The following is a 16,162-nucleotide window of genomic DNA, read 5'->3' as shown; positions in this document are numbered from 1 at the left end:
ACGGACCACGGAGCGCCATCGCGGCCTTCCGGGAACAGCTGTTGCGCCTTCGCCGGGAGGCCAGAGCCCTGAAGGCATGGCAGTGGCGTGAGACAGGGACGGCCAACGATCACCGTCCCGTTCGCATACTTCACCGGTGCGGTCGGCACCTGTCCACGGTTACAGCTGAAACCTCACGAACGTCTCGTGCGCCTCGCTCTCGGGGGTAAGGGAGACCAAGCGAGCGTCCTTGCCAACCCCCCACCCCAGCGGCGTACGGACCAGGAGAACTGGGGCCTTCAGCACGGGCGGCCACTCCGGGAGGCCCTGCCGTTCCATAAGCCCCACGAGCTCCGAGAAGGCGTCGATCACCGCGTCCGGTCCATCCTCGTCTGCGGCCTCCTGGGTCACGGCAATGGCTCCCGCCCGGTGAGGGTGGATCTGCCGGGCCACGAACGTCACGCGTGCCGCGCTCGGTTCCACCAGAACCTGAATGTCGCTTCCTGCGGGCAGGGTGGACTGAGCGACCAGCGCGTCCCCAACTTCCTGCATGGCACGGAGCGGCATGGTGGGGCGTGCCCTGGATGCCGGTTCAAACATCGGGAACCGGGGCTTCGACCGCGGACCCCGCGGAGTCTGGCTGGGCACGCTGATCTGCGGGGGGCTGTTCAGCTGCAGCGAGGCGGTCCAGGTGCGCGGCCCGCTCCTGAAGTCTGTGAATCCGCTCGGCGCGGTCTTCCCCATGGATCACGGGAGAGGCCTGTAGCGCAAAGATCTGTCGGCGGCATTGTTGGGCGAGCGTGCGGAAAAAATCAACGCGATCAAAGTCCAGTGGGGAATCCATGTGTCCTCTCTTCGCTGCGGAAGCGTGTGAGGAGGTCCCGTAGTTCCGTGACTAGGAGAGTGCCTGATCAGGCGTTGCTTCACCCACGTCCAGAGCGCGGGGTGAGTCGTGATGGTAGCGCCCCAGCCGGACGCCGAATGTAGCCATGCCAAGGCGATGTCGGGCTCTATGCAGTGCAGGCCCACCAGAAACGACGAACCGCCCCCACCAGCTGCGATGCCAGGGTGGAGGCGGTTCGTGTCCTGAACCGGTCAGGACACCCGAGTGTAGCCTTGAGGTCGACGATTGATAACCAGCGGGGCCGCGGCATCGGTGTCGAAGATGACCGGGTCGTGCCGGTCATGGTCACGCGGTGAGGCCTGCACGCCGCGAAAGTTCCGCTCAGCGCGCCGGACGGGGTCAGGGTCAGTGAAGGGGCTCGGGCAGGACAGGCGTGGACACCGGAACGGGGAGGAGAGGCACGGAGCCGCGTTGCCCCTGCTGCTTGCAGTGGAGGATGAGGTCGACCATATCCTGGAGCTGTTCGACGAGGCCGTCGTACGACACGGGCTTCACGAAATACCCGGCGACGTCCAGAGCGGCGGCCCGGGCGCGGTCAGCCGCTGCCGGCGACGTGCTGAAAATCAGGATGGGCAGTGGCTGACCCGCGTGGCGTGACCGGATGGCCTGCAACAGGTCGAAGCCGGAGGGGCCAGGCATGTTCAGGTCGGTGATCACGGCGTCCTGCGTGATCTGCCCGCGGTCCATGGCAGCGAGGAATAGGTTGACCTGCATGAAATGCTGGCTGCGGACGGGGACGTTCAGGGTCCCCAACGCATCCTGGATGAGGAGATGGTCAGCCTCGCTGTCATCCACGAACGTGAGCAGGGGACCCGGCATTCCACCACCCTATGCCCTGGACTGAACCAAAGTGAACGTCAAGCATTCTTTCCCTGGAAGAGGTGAAGGGCACCCTCACCCACCGAGAGGCGCGAGGGGACGTTCGTACAGGGCATCCACGAGGCACGCCGAGGTCAACGGGCACCCGAACGGACATCCGGATATGCAAGTTGAACGGCCACCAGCCCGGCGCACAAGTGCGGCCGGATCAAACGTCGGAGGGCTGCACTGGCCGGACGTTCTCACGCGCCGCCCATGTCTCCATCGCATCCACCATTCCCTCATGGAATCCAGGGGTGGTCTATGGTCCGCGCAAACACTGTGTATGCAAAGAAAACCAGGGGGGCGTGACAGGGTGCAGGAGCGTACAAATTCACTCGCTTGACGGAGGTTCCCCTATGAAACGAGAAACGAAGATCACCCTGCTGGCCCTGATGCTCGGCGTGGCCTCCATGCCCGCCCTGGCCCAAGACGACACCACCGGCACCACGACCGAAACCACCACGACCCAGACCACGCAGAACGACAACGGTGGCATGGACTGGGGCTGGCTCGGCCTGCTCGGCCTCGCCGGCCTCGCCGGACTGCGCCGCAAGGAACCCACGGTCGTCCACCAGACCACGACCAACCAGACCGCAACACCGCGCTGAGTCTCGCGTCCCGGGCGGCCTCCGGGCCGCCCGCACCCGTCCCGTTCAACCCAGAACGTCCCCGCAGGAGAACCCATATGACCCCCCTTCAACACACCATCGAGAACCTCAAGCACCGGGTCCAGAGCACGGAACACCAGGCCGAGCGCACAGCCGTCACACACGCCACCAAGGCACTGGCCAAGCAGCAGGCCGCCACGGCCGCGATGGTCGCGCAGCACCAGAAGGACCTCGGGCAGCTCCAGCAGGACCTCGCCGACGTCCACCGCCGTTCGTCAGGTGGGCATTTTCCCTGGGCGTGGCTGATCCTGGCCGGCGGCGCGTACGCGCTGTACCGCTCCAACCCCGCCGTGCGTGAGCAGGTGCAGGACCTCCTGGGCCGCGTGAAGAACGCCGGTGAGGACGCCATGACCGCCGTCAAGGAAGGCGACACCAGTGGGGCTCAAGGGGAAGCGCGTCCTCTGGCCGTGGTGGAGCAGGTCGCGGCGGAACTCGAGGAGAAATCCAGGAGGGGCGACGCCGCCGAAGAGCAGGGGCGCTGAAGCACATGACCTGAAACGCTGAAGTGCAAGGAGCAGGCGCACTTCACCCATCAGCGCCCCCACCTGGCCTTCTGGCGGGTGGGGGCGCTGGTTTAGCCTGAAGCTTGACTTGAGTTCACCCCCTGGTAAAGGGTCTTGGCAGAACCCGAGGGGACTACTTCGCGTCTTCTACCCAGATCGCCACATAATCCGTGTCCCGGATGTCCATGGGAAGGCCCTCGGCCGTGATGACCTCCGTGTGGAAGCGCCAGCTCCCGATAACCCTCTGCACAACGAACGCGGGGCCGCCGTCCACCTTGAGCTGGTCGCCGGGGCGGATGCGGATGGGGTCCGTCACGAGTTTCCAGGGCATGTCGCACGCTACCGCGTTCACGCCACCGCCACCGGTGAAATGCCGCTCACGTCCCAGTACAGGAGGGGCACACCCGCCATGAGTGCCTGACCACCCTGCCACGGACAGTCGGACGGGCCTGCGGTTCTCAGATTCAACGTCACCTCACACCTGAACACCCACAGGTGGTCACGGCCGTTCCTCACCCACCAGCTCGCCGATCGTCGGCAGGCGCAGCACCCCACGCCAGTAACTTTCCACCGCCGTCAACACCCTGGTGTACTCGGCGTACGTTCCCGGTTTCACCACGTACCCACTGGCGAAACCCAGGTAGGAGCGCTGCACATCCGTAGGATGGTCGGACGTCGACAGGACCAGCACAGGGAGCGCCCTCAGGTGCTCGTGCGCCTTGACCTCGCGGAGGAACTCGTGCCCGTCCATGACCGGCATGTTCAGGTCCAGCACCACCAGGTTGGGTCGGGGCCGGCCAGCGTAAGGCGCTTTCCCCAACAGGTACTGCAGCGCTTCACCGCCATGTTCGACGTGCTCGACCGTGATCTCGGGCGAGACGTCGGCCAGCATCTCCTGAAACAGGGCCGCATCGGCCAGCTCGTCCTCCACGAGCAGAACGGTAAACGCATCGGATCCCACCGCCTTACCCTAATGGACCACCGCACCGGTCCGTCAAGAGCACGCCGGGGTCTTCTGCCACGCGGCGCCACTTTTGGGCCGTGCTAGCGTTCCGTATGTCCCGTCCAACAGCCTCACCCGGGCGGTACGCGATCGCAGCCTTCGATGCCCTGACCGCCCACATCGCCATCCTCAACCGGGACGGCGTGATTCAGGCGGTCAACCAGGCCTGGATCAGGTTCGCTCAGGCCAATGACGCGGCGGACTTTGTGGGCACCAACTACCTCCAGGTGTGTGACGGGGCCCAGGGAGAGGACCAGCCCGATGCCGCGCAGATCGCCGCGGGCATTCGTGCCGTGCTGGCAGGCACGCAGGAGGCATTCGAACTGGAGTATCCCTGTCACTCCCCCACGGAAGACCGGTACTTCCTGGCGCGCGTGACCTGCTTCGCGCAGGACGGCGCCCAGTACGCCGTGGTCGCCCATGAGAACATCACCCGCCGCAAGCAGGCCGAGATGTCATTGCGCCAGCTCAACCGCACCCTTGAGCAGCGGGTCGAGGCGCGCACGCAGGAAATCGCAACGATCAATCAGGCCCTGGAGCGCAAAAACGCCGAGCTGGAGCGCAGCGTGCGTGACCTGGGCGAATTCGCCTATGTGGCCAGTCATGACCTGCAGGAGCCGCTGCGGACCCTGGGGATGTACACGGATCTCTTGCGACACCGGTATCACGATCAGCTCGACGACCGGGCCCACGGGTACATCACGCACATCACGGAGCAGGTCTTCCGCGCCCGCCAGCTGGTGCGGGACGTGCTCACCCTGTCCAGCGTGAATGCCGAGGCGGAGCCGGACCTGGGCGCCGTTTACCTGCAAGCCTGTTGGGAGGCAGTCACGCCTGGCCTCCCCTGGCCTGAGGATGCCATTGCCACCTGTGGCATCCTGCCGCCCGTCCAGGCGAGCGCACCCCAGATTCAGCAGCTGTTGACGAACCTGCTGGGCAACGCCATCAAGTTCCGCAGTGAACGGCCACTCAGGGTGAGCCTGACCGGCTGGCAACAGGACGGCTGGGTGCACTGCACGTTGCGGGACAACGGGATCGGCATCGACCCGGAGCACCATGAGAAGGTGTTCCTGATGTTCCAGCGCCTGCACCGCCGCACCAGTGCAGGCGGCAACGGGATTGGGCTGGCCGTCTGCCGCCGCATCGTGGAGCGGTACGGCGGACGCATCTGGTTCGGCGACGGCGCCGGGGAAGGAGTCACCATTCACTTCACCCTGCCGGCCAGAGGGGAGTCCCCGGCCGCGCCCTGAGGGAAGATCGGTGACCAGGTTGACGAACTGGGCCAGCGGGCCTGGTCGGCCCCGCCCGGGGAAGCCTGAACGTCCCAAGGGCCTCCACCACCGGCGTTCACAGAATTCCTGAGCTTCAGGCCACGTCGGAACGCCAGCGGAAAAAACCATTCATGTGAGTGAATTCCAGGCCAGTTGAGAATAAACACGGACCCCGAAGGGCCCGTGCTCAGAAGGTGCAACTGGGGTCGAGAGGCTTATTTCAGGGCGTTCAGAAGGGCCGCCAGACCAGTCAGCAGGGAGCTGAGGGCAGTCACAACGACCGCCACCTCACCCCACTTCACTGGCCTGCGCGGACGCTTCGGTGTATCCTTACGGTGTCTAGCCATAAGGAATCACCTCCTTTCGCACCCGAGCTGCAACTCGGGTGCATTTCGCATGTCCCGTGTTGCGCCTCCGCTCCCAGTTGTCATTCACCCCGTCCCACAATTGGGACAGCATGATTTTAGCGTAATGGGTGCCGGCCGATGTCGATCACGCTGGCGGTGCCGAAGAGAGCAATACAGCGTGCGGAGGTGGCGCAGGCGGTTCCACCTGCAGCGAGGGCGAGGGACAGAGCTGACTTCCGTGGACACGTAGACGAACCGTGCGCCGTCTCCCCCGCACCGCTCACATACCGGCTCGACGCCCCGGCAGGGGTCACACTGGCCCCCTCTTCCAAGTCCAGCCCGTGCGTTCAGAAGGGCACGAAGCTGACGCTCGACTCACTCTCGCGTTCCAGGGCAATACCGAATGGAAGCGGACCGACGGGGACGGCGGCGGCGACGTGTGAAGCGGAGACCTTCGCGCCCACGTCCCCGACGCCCTCACGGGTCGCGGAGAAGTACAGCCCCGACTTGGCGGCCCCAGCGGCCGACAGGCCACCAGCGCCGACGTCAACTTTCGCGCCGGCGAACTCGGTCACCTTACCGGAGTACTCCAGTTCCAATTCGGCGAAGAGGTCGAAGAAGCGCAGGCCCTTGCTGAGTGCCACACCGATCTTCTCGCAGTTGAAGCTGATGCCGACGGTTTCCAGGTCCAGGCTGACCTTGTACGGGCCGGTCAGCGGGGATCCGGAAGCTGCTCGACCTGCAGTGGAGGCAGTTCCCCAGCCAGGCCGTAGGGCCGCGCCACCTCGACATGAACCCACAGCATGGCGCCCAGCTCAGCCATGGCCAGCTGATCCTGAATGATGATGCCCATCTGGCTGTTCAGTTCCAGGAGGAGGCCCTGGTAGGCCAGGGGATCGCTGACATTGGCCACGAGGCCCGTGAGCAGCCGGTAAGTGGGCCGGAACGGCTGCGCCAACGCCTCGTCGCACCTGTGCTTTCCGGCGTTCCAGGCACGGAAGCGGTCCTCGGCGGCCTGCGTGCAGTCCTGGCGTCCGCCGCAGGCGCAGGCCTCGGCGGTGACGACTTCCTGAGATGTGGCAATGACCGGGCGGTTCCGCGCCCATCGCCTGGGCGTGTGAGCAGGGGCCGCAGAGCAGCGTGAGCAGCAGCGCCCAGCGGATGAGGGAACGGGCGCTGAGTCGCGTGAACATGAAGGTCGCTCCTCGGCAGGACAGGCGCCGCTCCAGGAGGCCGGGCTCCTCCTCAGTGAGCCCGGGCACCACAACGCACTCCTGAACAGGCACTTGAAAGGGTTCATCATCCACCCTGAAAGAAGCCGGACAGAACCAGCCGTATATGTTCCATGGTGATCCTGGCCCGGTCACGGGTGGGGCGCCCCCCAATAGAGGGGGGCCCTGGGCGAACGCGACAGGATGAAGGCATAATGAAGGCCAGGCCAGGCCCGCCGGGTTCTGTGGCCCCCGGTCTCCCGACTTCCCCCGAGACCCCCTCCTCCTCCGCCTCCCCCGGTTTCTGATGAAGGAGACACCCATGACCCGACCCACCCTGATCCGCTCCTCCATGGGCCTGCTGCTCAGCGCCGCGCTCCTCACCGCCTGCGGCACGTCCACCCCCACCGCCGCTGTTCCGCAGCCCGGTGCAGGGTCTTCGGCCGAGCAGATCGTCACTGTCCTGAACCCCGATCCCGCCCTGAGTGACGTGCAGCTCGCCGCCCGGCACGGCGGCACCCTCGTCACCCGCACGCCGGCCTTCGCCGTGATCGCCGCGGCCGACACCCGGCCCCTGACCGCGCAGAACGCCGGGCTGGGTGTCGTGCGGGAACGCAACCGAGGCGCCCTGAGCCTCCCGGCCATGAACCGCGTCAATGCGGGGAGCAACACCATCGGCGGTCAGGGAGTGAACTACTGGGGCGGCGGCGTGGCCTACTGGGGCAACGGTGTGGCGTACTGGGGCGGCAGCACCACCCTGTGGGGCTCCGGCGTCGCCTACTGGGGCGGGGGAGTGAACTACTGGGGCGGCGGCGTGAACTACTGGGGTGGCGGCGGGCAGAACGGCACCACGGTCGCCAACATCGACACCTGGCAGAGCATCGGCCTGGACGTCGCCCAGACGCGCCTCGGCGCCAACGGCGTCCCCGGGGCCGGCGTGACCATCGCCGTCCTGGACACCGGCGTCGATGTCGCACACCCCATGTTCACCTCCTCGCTCACCCCCCAGGACACCTGGTACGACTTCGCGGATGGGGACGCGCTGCCGATGGACGACGGCACCTTCGGGCAGGACGCCTCCGGGCATGGCACCGAAGTCGCCGGGCTCGCCCTGATCGTCGCCCCCGGCGCGAAAATCATGCCCGTCCGCGTGCTCGACGCGCAGGGCCAGGGGAACGTCAGCTCCGTCGTCCAGGGGATCCTCTGGGCCACCGACCACGGCGCGGACATCATCAACCTCAGCCTCGGCTCCGACGAACCCGTCGAAGCGGTCAAGCAGGCCATTGGGTACGCCAACGACGCCGGCGTGGTCGTGGTCGCCTCGGCCGGGAACGCCGGCACCGAAGGCCTGCGCTACCCCGCCGGGCACTTCGCGGGCAGCGCCCTGAACCTCGCCGTCGGCAGCCACGGGCTCGCGTGGAACAAGAGTGCCTTCTCGCAGTACGGCGCGCTGAGCCTCCTCGCACCCGGTGAGGAACTGGTCGGCCCGGCGCCCGGCGGCCGCCTCGCCGCGTGGAGCGGCACCTCCATGAGTGCCCCCGTGGTCGCCGGTGCCGCTGCGCTCGCGCTGAGCAGCGGCAGCCTGAACGGCGCGGACGCCGTCCGCCGCATCCAGGCCACCGCCACGGGCGTCGATGCGCTCGCCGCCAACCAGCCCTTCGCCGGGAAGCTCGGTGCCGGACGCCTCAACCTAGACGCCCTCACCCGCCCCTGACACTTCCCCCTGACCGCCCTCTCCCTCAGCGTGCCAGGCAAATCGGCACGCTGAGGCCTCTCTTACGGACGTTCCTTCCATGACCTGTGCCCACGATGACGCCCGGCAGCACGCCGAGCAGATCCTCAAAACCGACCCCGCCGGCAGCCTCGCCATCACCCAGGCACTGCTGAGCGACCCACCCTGCGGGGTGCCCGACTGCGCCGCGGACCTGCGCCTGCTGGCCGCGGACGCAGCGATTCGCATTGGGCAGCGGGACCTCGGGAGCGGGTACCTAGCGCAGGTCACGCCGACCACGGCCCGGCAGCGGGTCCGGGCGCTGCTGCTGCGGGCACAGCTCGCTCAGGCGGCCGGGCAGGTCGCGCAGGCCGCTGGGTACTTCCAGCGCTCGGCGCAGGCCGCGAGAGATGAGGGCCTGGGCGCCGAGGAAGGGGATGTGCTGAGCCTGCTCGCGCAGATGCAGCACCGGGCCGGCAAGAACAACGAGGCGCTGGAGGCGCTCGCCCGGGTACTGGCACTGCGCCAGGCGGACGGGGACGTGGACGCGGAGATCCGGGCGCTGTGCAACCAGGTCATCATCCTCAACAGCCAGGGAAGGCTACGCGAGTCGCTCGAACTGCTTGAAACCGCCCAGCAGCGCCTTCCCGACAGCCAAGACCCTCTGCAGAGTGCCCTGCATGTGCACGCGAACCTGGGGTTGCTCCATGAGCAGACCGGGCAGTACGGGGACGCCCACGCGCAGTTCAAGCAGGCGCTGGACGTCGCCCAGCGGGCCGGGAACCAGCCGGGCAGCATCATCATGGCCCTGAACGCCGGGATGATGGCCCACAAACTCGGGCACCTCGACGAGGCCGCAACGCTCCTGACCTCTGCTCTGGAAGGCGCGCGGGAGATGGGGTCCACCAACGAGCAGTCCACGGCCCTGCAGACCCTCGGGATGATCCTGGCGGCGCAGGGGCGGGGCCAGGAGGCCGCGGAGGCGTACCGGGAAGCCGAGTCACTCGCGGAGGCCAGCGGGGACGTGGACCGCCAGCTGGAGATCCTGCTCGGCCGCGCCGAGCACCACCTCAACCACCAGCAGCCGTCGCTCGCCGAAGCGCCGCTGAAGCGCGCGCTCGCCCTCGCCGAGCAGGCGGAGCGCACCCGGGAGATGCTGCAGGCCCACGAGCTGCTTGCCCGCTTATACGAGGACGACGCGCCCCGGGAGGCCATCGCGCACCTGAAGAGCGCAGCCCGACTGGGTGACCTGTTGCGGGACGTGGTCCTCGCGCAGCAGGCGCGCGACCTCACCACGCAGGCGGAGCTCAGTGGCGCACGCCGCGAGGTGTCCCATGAACGCCAGCTGCGCCTGGCGAGCGAGCAGGCGCGCACGGACGCCATCGCCGCGCTGGAACGCGAACGCTTCTACGACGACCTGACCGGCCTGCCGAACCGGCTCCTGATGCGGGTCCTGCTCTCCCGGGCGACCGAGCAGGCCGCGCGCGACGGACAGGGCGTCAGTGTCGCCATCCTCGACATTCACCGTTTCAAACAGGTCAACGACGCCCTCGGGCCGGCCGGTGGGGACGAGCTGCTGCGCGCGGTGGCCGAGCGACTCAAGACTGGCCTGGGCCAGGGGGAGGTGCTTGCGCGGACCGGGGGCAACGAGTTCGTCGTGCTGCTGCTCGGTGAGAGCGTGGAGTCCCGAGAGGCGCGTGCCGAGACGCTCCTGGCGGCCCTGCGGGAGAACTTCCGCGTGCACGGCCTGCCGGTCAGTGTGCAGGGCAGCCTCGGGGTGGCGCACCACACGCAGGACGGAACTGACCCGGACGAACTGCTCCGCGCCGCGCACATCGCGCTGGACGACGCGCGCGAGCAGGGGCACGCACTGGGCCGGTACCAGGGTGGTGGGCAGGAACGGCAGGCGACCCTGCATTTCGAGGCGGCGCTGGCGGACGCGCTGAACCAGGGGGAGTTCGACCTGCACTACCAGCCGGTGATCGACGCGGTCAACGGCGAAATCCGGGGCGCGGAGGCGCTGCTGCGGTGGCACAACCCCGACCTGGGGTTCCGGAGTCCGGCCGAGTTCATTCCGGTGCTCGAACGCACCGGCCTGATCGTCCCGGTCGGGGCGTGGGTGCTGCATGAAGCCTGCCGCCGTGCGAGCACCTGGGGCGGCGTACCGGTCGCCGTGAACCTCTCCGCGCGGCAGTTCCAGCAGGGCGACCTGCTCGGCACCGTCCGCTCAGCCCTGCAGGGCAGTGGGCTGCCGCCCGAGTGCCTCAAGCTGGAGATCACCGAGTCGTTGATGATCCAGTCCCCCGAGCGCGTGCAGGAGATCCTGCTGGGCCTGCGGCAGATGGGCGTGCAGGTCATGCTCGACGACTTCGGCACCGGGTACTCCAACCTCAGCCTCCTGCGGAACATCCCCGTCAGCGGCCTGAAGATCGACCGGTCCTTCGTCACCGCCCTCGAACGCGGAGAGAACGCCAGCGCGCAGGCGATGATCCGCACCATCGTGCAGCTCAGCGAGGCGCTGGGCCTGTACACGGTCGCCGAAGGGGTCGAGCACGCCGATGAGCACCAGTTGCTGCGGGACCTCGGCGTCGATCTGTTGCAGGGGTACCACTTCGCCCGGCCCAGCGCCACGTGGAGCCCGGAGTCACACCGCCCCCCAGGGGTCGGCGCGGCCGTGTAGGCCCTGCCGGTCCGGAGCACACCCTGTCCTGGGCGTTTGGTCCACCTGAGTCAACCTGGGAGGCTCCACCGCCGCATCAGGCCCACCCCTTTGGCGCCGCCCCAAACACCGCTCCGGGACCGGCCCCCCTCAGCACGCCAGCCGGAACGGCCCCGCCAGCCGTCAGGCCGCGACGACGACGCTGTCTCGCCCGGCCGCCTTGGCCTGGTACAGGGCCTGATCGGCGCGGTGCAGCAGCTCCGTCATGCCCTCGGCCTCCAGGGCCTGCGCCACACCCATGCTGGCGGTCACCGTCCCGACCACCGGCTGGGGCTCCCTGCTCAGCTGAAGGCGGAGGTGATCCGCGACCCGCCCCGCCTCCTCCTGCGTCATGCCCGGGAGGACGATCAGGAATTCCTCGCCGCCCCACCGCCCCACCACGCCCGGGAGCCGCAGGTGATCGTTCAGCATCTGTGCGGTCCGGACGAGGACGTCGTCCCCAATCAGGTGCCCGAAGCGGTCATTCACGCCCTTGAAGTGATCGAGGTCCAGCAGGATGACGCTCCCGGGACTGCCCCCCGAGTGCAGGACCGTCTGCACATGCGGGTACAGGCCGTGGCGGTTCAGCAGGCCGGTGAGCGGGTCCGTCGTCGCCTGCTTTTCCAGTCGAAGGCGGTGGAGGTATTCCTGGGTGTACTGCACGCGGTACCACGCCAGGGCGTGGAGCAGGAGGAGCAGGGCGGCGGTGCTCAGGTGAATGCGCAGCACCGTCAGGCCCTGATCCAGAAACCCGTCGCGCAGCGCGATGATCAGGGTGCTCACGGCGTAGGTGCCCACCCCCAGCATCAGCGCGTGTCGTTGCCTGAGGATCATGTACCCGAGGATGCTGGTGGCCAGCAGGAGATTGAAAATGCTCTGAAGCAGCAGCAGGGACTCCGGCGTGTCGGTCCGTCCGACCTGAACCGACTGCAGCACGATCGTCACGACATTGCACAGCAGCACGATTCGCTCCCCGGTGTAGATCGGACGGCCACGCAGCAGCCACTGCGTACACCAGAGGGTCAGCAGGAGTTGAGCGGCGTACGTGAACAGCAACGAGGCATTCGGGGCAGCGCCCAGGAGTTCGACGAGCAGGAGGACAAGAGCGACCAGCCCGCCGAACACCGAGCAGACGACGTAGAGCTTGCGCCGAAGGACTTCGCCCACCTGGACCGCCCCGTCAGACGTCCTGTGGGTTTCGTCCAGGGGAAGTCCCTGCCCAGTCAACCTCGTCATCTTCATCAACTTTAGAGGATGCCAGGGACAGGATTGACGGGAGGGTCGGGACCGTGGGTGGCAGAAGTTAGGATTTGCACCGGCGCCCACCCTGGCAGACGTTCACGTGCTGGCCACATTTCCGCAGGGCTCACCTGCCCCACTCCGTCGGAGCGCGGATCGTGACCCAGGGGTCTGCCGTCCGGTCCGCTCACTCCGACGGACCAGGGCAGCCACGAGCATCATCCTCCAGCCATCATGCTTTTTTTACGGTGTGCTTCAAGAGGCGGCGCTCACGTGAGGAGTGCCTCGCCTGAAGGAGCACACCATGAACAAGATGCTGATCGCCACCCTGTCCCTCGCTCTGACCGCCGCCGCCCTCGCGCACGCCGGGCACGACGAGGCGACCACGTTCACCCTGTCGGAGAAGGACGCGGTGTTCACGCTCGACGGGCCTGCCAGCGTGGCCCCGGGCTACACCGCCTTCGCCTTCAGCAACACGGCCGGGCAGCCTTTCGCGCCTGTCGTGGCGCGGCTCAAGGGGAACGTGAGCGATGCCGACGTCAAGGCGGCCCTGGGCGAGCTGATGGCGTCTCACGGCGAGAACATGAGCGCCATTGAGAAGATCGCCGAATTCACGGGAGGTAGCGCTGGGGTGATGCCGGGCGGCACCTTCGAGTTCGGCACCACTCTCACGCCCGGCCGCTACGTGGTGTTCGGCTTTGGCGCGAGTGAGGACGGCAAGCCGCTGTACGACCTGGGTCAGTACCGTTCCTTCACCGTCGCCGGCGCAGCGAACGGCGTTACGGCGCCCAAGGCGGACGTGAAGGCCACCTTGCAGGACTTCAAGGTCGTGCTCCCCGCGACTGTGAAGGCCGGGAAGCAGGTGTGGGAGGTCTCCAATGCGGGCCAGGAGACGCATCACGTGATGCTGATGCGGCTCAAGGACGGCAAAAAGGTGTCGGACGTGGAAGCCTTCTTCAAGGCGCCCGACCCCTCCCAGGCCGGTGAGCCCCCCTTCGAGGACGTGGGCGGACTGGAGGCGATCTCCAAGGGCCACAGCGCCTTCGTGTCCTTCGACCTCACCCCCGGGGAGTACATCGTGGTCTGCTTCCTGCCCAGCGCCAAGGAGCACATGCCGCACTTCATGCTGGGCATGATGACGGGGCTGAGCGTCAAGTAGTTCCCCCGCGGGCAGGGACGGAATGCGTCCCTGCCCGACGTTCTGGAGCTGACATGTTGCCTTTGCCCTCACGCATGTGCCGCCTTTCGTTCCTCGGGATGCTGTTCCTGCTCCTCGGCGGTGCCGTCGGAGCGCAGGACGTCCCGCACGTTCATGAGGCGCCCGCCGCTTCCCGTGACGCGCTGATCCGGGCCTTCACGCAGGCGCCGAACGGCACGGTGCCCTTGAACAGCTTCACTGGCCAGGTGCGTGAATTCACGTTGGAAGTTCACGAGATCGAGACGGAGATCGCGCCCGGCGTGCGGGTGAAGCAGTGGGCGTTCAGCCTCCCCGGCCAGCCCGGCAGCGTCCCCGGACCGGAATTGCGGGTGGGGGTCGGCGATCTGGTGAGGATCACCCTTCGGAACACCACCGGCCGGGCCCACACCATTCACCTGCACGGCATCACCTCTCTGGCGCAGTCCATGGACGGCGTCCCCCACACCTCGCAGGCGGTGCTGCCGGGCCAGAGCTACACGTACGCCTTCGTGGCCACCGAGGCCGGCACCCACATGTACCACTGCCACGTCGAGACCAACCTGCACCTCGACATGGGGATGTACGGGGCGCTCATCGTCGAGCCGCGGGAGGGGGCGGTCTGGGTCAAAGACCATGTGCTGATGCTCGATGAGTGGGACAGCCACCAGGACCCGGATGTGCTGCCGCACAAGGCCACGCCCAATTACCACCTCGCCAACGGGAAGGCCCATCCCCTGATTCCTGACCTCCAGGTGCCGCAGGGGGAGGTGCATCTGCTCCGCCTGCTGAACGTGGGGCAGGAGGTTCACAGCATGCACCTGCACGGCATGACCTTCCTGGTGATCGCCAAGGACGGGCAGAACCTGCCTCTCCCCTACCAGGCCGACACCGTCTTGATCGCGCCCGGCGAACGCTATGACCTGCTGGTGAAGGGGCGGGACGGCACGTTTCCCCTCCACGACCACATCCCGCCGCACGGCACGAACGACGGCGTTGACCCGGGCGGGATCCACCTGATGGTGGTGGGTGGCCCCGAGCTGACAGCAGACGGAACGCCGGTCGCCATGCCGTCCACGCACGATCACGGCACCTCCACACCCCCGGCGCAGAACGTCCCGGTGCAGAGCGGAACGGTCGAGGTCCACATCAGCGGGTTCCGGTACGCCCCGGCCCCCCTGCAGGTGAGGCGCGGCACCAGGGTCGTGTGGATCAACGACGACCTGGCAGTGCACACCATTGAGGTGAAAGGGGTCACGATCTCGCCGCCGCTGCGGAAGGGGGGGCGCTTCGCCGTCACCTTCGACCAAGCCGGCACGTACACGGTGGTCTGTGTGCAACATCCCTTCATGACCGCGACCGTGACCGTCGAGCCGTGAGCCGGTATCCCACCAGCCCCGCGCTCCCCGGGGAGCGCGGCTTCAAGACCCGTTGCGCAGTTGAGGTGAATTGGGCAGAGTGACGGCATGCTTCAGGTGCCGCGCCTGGCCCAGCGTCCCCGGTCCTTCGAGTCGCTGTGTGGCCTGAACCCCAGCGAATTCACCCTCCTCGCTGAACAGCTCGAGCCCCTGTGGATTCGGGCGCACCGGACGTCCCTCCTGCGGGAGGGACGGCAACGCCGTATCGGGGCCGGCCGGCAGTTCAAACTCGATGTTCCCCACCGTCTGCTGCTGACGCTGATCTACTTGCGACACTATCTCCCGATGCATCTGTTGGGCGTGCTGTTCGAGATGGATGCCGCCAACGTCTGTCGGAACGTTCATGCGCTCCTGCCGATCCTGGAGCAGGCGCTGCCTGCTCCCCTCCGCGCCCGGACGCTGGACAGCCGCAAGGTCACGCCCGACGACGCCCCGCGTCGTCGGCTGCGCACGCTCGAAGACGTCCTCGAAGCCTTCCCGGAGATCGCCGACATCATCATCGACGGCACGGAGCAGCCCCGAGGACAACCCAAGCAGAAGAAAGGCAGCAGTCCCGGAAAGAAGGCCGTCGGGCGGCCCAAGGACCAGAAGAAGTATTTCAGCGTCAAGAAGGGCACCCATACGCTGAAAACGCAGGTGGCGGTGACCCCGGATGGACTCGTCGTGCACCTCAGTGCGCCCGCCGGCGGGCGCACCCATGACATGAAGGTCCTGAAACAATCGCGACTGTTGCCCCGACTCCCCCGGGGGAGTCGCGTGTGGGGCGACCGGGGGTACACGGGCCTGGACAAGCTGTGCCCCGACCACGAGGTGATCGTTCCCCGGATGCGCCCCAAAGGCGGCACGCTGAGTCCGGAGGAGCGGGAGCTCAACCATCAGATGTCCAAGGTGCGGATCACGGTGGAGAACGTCGTGTGTAAGCTGAAGAAGTTCCACGTTTGCCGGGAGTTCTACCGAAACGACACCCGGCGACACGGCCTGTTCTGGGGCTGTGTGGCCGGCCTGGTCAATCTCCGCACCATGAGCCGCGCACCACAGTTCGCCTGAATCACCAGACCACAGATCGGGGGAGGCAGCGCCTCCCCCGATCAACTCGCATCCCAACTGCGCAATCGGTCTTCAATCCACGTCACGGCGTCCTGTCATGACGTGTCGATGCAGACCCCTGGCTTCCC

General features: G+C 67.3%; 15 protein-coding genes. 8 read left to right on the top strand and 7 right to left on the bottom strand.

Features of this window, described 5'->3' with window-relative positions:
• Positions 1 to 159: 159 nt before the first annotated feature.
• Together DFI_RS14035 and DFI_RS14025 are read right to left on the bottom strand one after the other, a co-directional pair.
• Entirely contained in the window at positions 160 to 546 is a 387-nt protein-coding gene (locus DFI_RS14035; RefSeq protein WP_118375971.1) for a hypothetical protein, read from the bottom strand.
• A gap of 682 nt (positions 547 to 1,228) precedes the next feature.
• Entirely contained in the window at positions 1,229 to 1,702 is a 474-nt protein-coding gene (locus DFI_RS14025) for a response regulator (protein WP_027463612.1), read from the bottom strand.
• A 398-nt stretch (positions 1,703 to 2,100) separates the two neighbouring features.
• Here DFI_RS14025 and DFI_RS14020 point away from each other — a divergent pair, with 398 nt between their 5' ends.
• On the top strand, positions 2,101 to 2,352 hold the full coding sequence (locus DFI_RS14020; protein WP_027463611.1) for a WGxxGxxG family protein: 252 nt from the start codon (positions 2,101 to 2,103) through the stop codon (positions 2,350 to 2,352).
• A gap of 77 nt (positions 2,353 to 2,429) precedes the next feature.
• Complete coding sequence (locus DFI_RS14015; RefSeq protein WP_027463610.1) at positions 2,430 to 2,894, top strand: hypothetical protein; 465 nt, start codon at positions 2,430 to 2,432, stop codon at positions 2,892 to 2,894.
• A 154-nt stretch (positions 2,895 to 3,048) separates the two neighbouring features.
• On the opposite strand, the gene DFI_RS14010 is transcribed toward DFI_RS14015, so the two are convergent.
• Both DFI_RS14010 and DFI_RS14005 read right to left on the bottom strand, forming a co-directional pair.
• Positions 3,049 to 3,267 (bottom strand): hypothetical protein, encoded by a 219-nt coding sequence (locus DFI_RS14010; RefSeq protein WP_244940388.1) that lies wholly within the window; start codon positions 3,265 to 3,267, stop codon positions 3,049 to 3,051.
• Between the two features lie 147 nt (positions 3,268 to 3,414).
• Entirely contained in the window at positions 3,415 to 3,846 is a 432-nt protein-coding gene (locus DFI_RS14005) for a response regulator (RefSeq protein ID WP_244940387.1), read from the bottom strand.
• A 125-nt stretch (positions 3,847 to 3,971) separates the two neighbouring features.
• Between DFI_RS14005 and DFI_RS14000 the strand changes: the two genes are divergently transcribed.
• Positions 3,972 to 5,168 carry a sensor histidine kinase gene (locus tag DFI_RS14000; protein ID WP_027463607.1) on the top strand — a complete coding sequence of 399 codons (1,197 nt, stop codon included), beginning with the start codon at positions 3,972 to 3,974 and terminating at the stop codon, positions 5,166 to 5,168.
• 715 nt (positions 5,169 to 5,883) lie between these two features.
• On the opposite strand, the gene DFI_RS13995 is transcribed toward DFI_RS14000, so the two are convergent.
• Both DFI_RS13995 and DFI_RS13990 read right to left on the bottom strand, forming a co-directional pair.
• Positions 5,884 to 6,180: a hypothetical protein gene (locus DFI_RS13995; RefSeq protein ID WP_027463606.1), complete on the bottom strand. Its 297-nt coding sequence runs from the start codon at positions 6,178 to 6,180 to the stop codon at positions 5,884 to 5,886.
• A gap of 68 nt (positions 6,181 to 6,248) precedes the next feature.
• The gene (locus DFI_RS13990; RefSeq protein WP_027463605.1) at positions 6,249 to 6,494 is read right to left on the bottom strand and encodes a hypothetical protein; all 246 of its coding nucleotides are present in this window, start codon (positions 6,492 to 6,494) and stop codon (positions 6,249 to 6,251) included.
• Between the two features lie 575 nt (positions 6,495 to 7,069).
• Here DFI_RS13990 and DFI_RS13985 point away from each other — a divergent pair.
• Positions 7,070 to 8,461: a S8 family serine peptidase gene (locus tag DFI_RS13985; protein ID WP_162145427.1), complete on the top strand. Its 1,392-nt coding sequence runs from the start codon at positions 7,070 to 7,072 to the stop codon at positions 8,459 to 8,461.
• Between the two features lie 79 nt (positions 8,462 to 8,540).
• Positions 8,541 to 11,138 (top strand): EAL domain-containing protein, encoded by a 2,598-nt coding sequence (locus DFI_RS13980; protein WP_051308026.1) that lies wholly within the window; start codon positions 8,541 to 8,543, stop codon positions 11,136 to 11,138.
• A gap of 162 nt (positions 11,139 to 11,300) precedes the next feature.
• Here the strand turns inward: DFI_RS13980 and DFI_RS13975 are convergent, their stop codons facing one another.
• A complete protein-coding gene (locus DFI_RS13975; RefSeq protein ID WP_162145426.1) occupies positions 11,301 to 12,323 on the bottom strand; it encodes a GGDEF domain-containing protein in 1,023 nt (340 codons plus the stop codon).
• Positions 12,324 to 12,699: 376 nt separating this feature from the next.
• On the opposite strand from DFI_RS13975, the gene DFI_RS13970 reads away from it, so the two are divergent.
• The 3 genes from DFI_RS13970 (at position 12,700) to DFI_RS13960 (ending at position 16,034) form a co-directional block, all read left to right on the top strand.
• Entirely contained in the window at positions 12,700 to 13,554 is an 855-nt protein-coding gene (locus DFI_RS13970) for a hypothetical protein (protein WP_118375970.1), read from the top strand.
• A 74-nt stretch (positions 13,555 to 13,628) separates the two neighbouring features.
• Positions 13,629 to 14,948, top strand: a complete 1,320-nt coding sequence (locus DFI_RS13965) for a multicopper oxidase domain-containing protein (RefSeq protein WP_027463603.1) — start codon at positions 13,629 to 13,631, stop codon at positions 14,946 to 14,948.
• A gap of 87 nt (positions 14,949 to 15,035) precedes the next feature.
• Entirely contained in the window at positions 15,036 to 16,034 is a 999-nt protein-coding gene (locus DFI_RS13960) for a transposase family protein (protein WP_118375969.1), read from the top strand.
• The last annotated feature ends 128 nt before the right edge of the window (positions 16,035 to 16,162 follow it).

The organism is Deinococcus ficus (genome assembly GCF_003444775.1).
Taxonomy (GTDB): domain Bacteria; phylum Deinococcota; class Deinococci; order Deinococcales; family Deinococcaceae; genus Deinococcus; species Deinococcus ficus.
The sequence above is the reverse complement of the archived record's forward strand: the minus strand, read 5'-3'. Positions and strand labels throughout refer to the sequence as shown.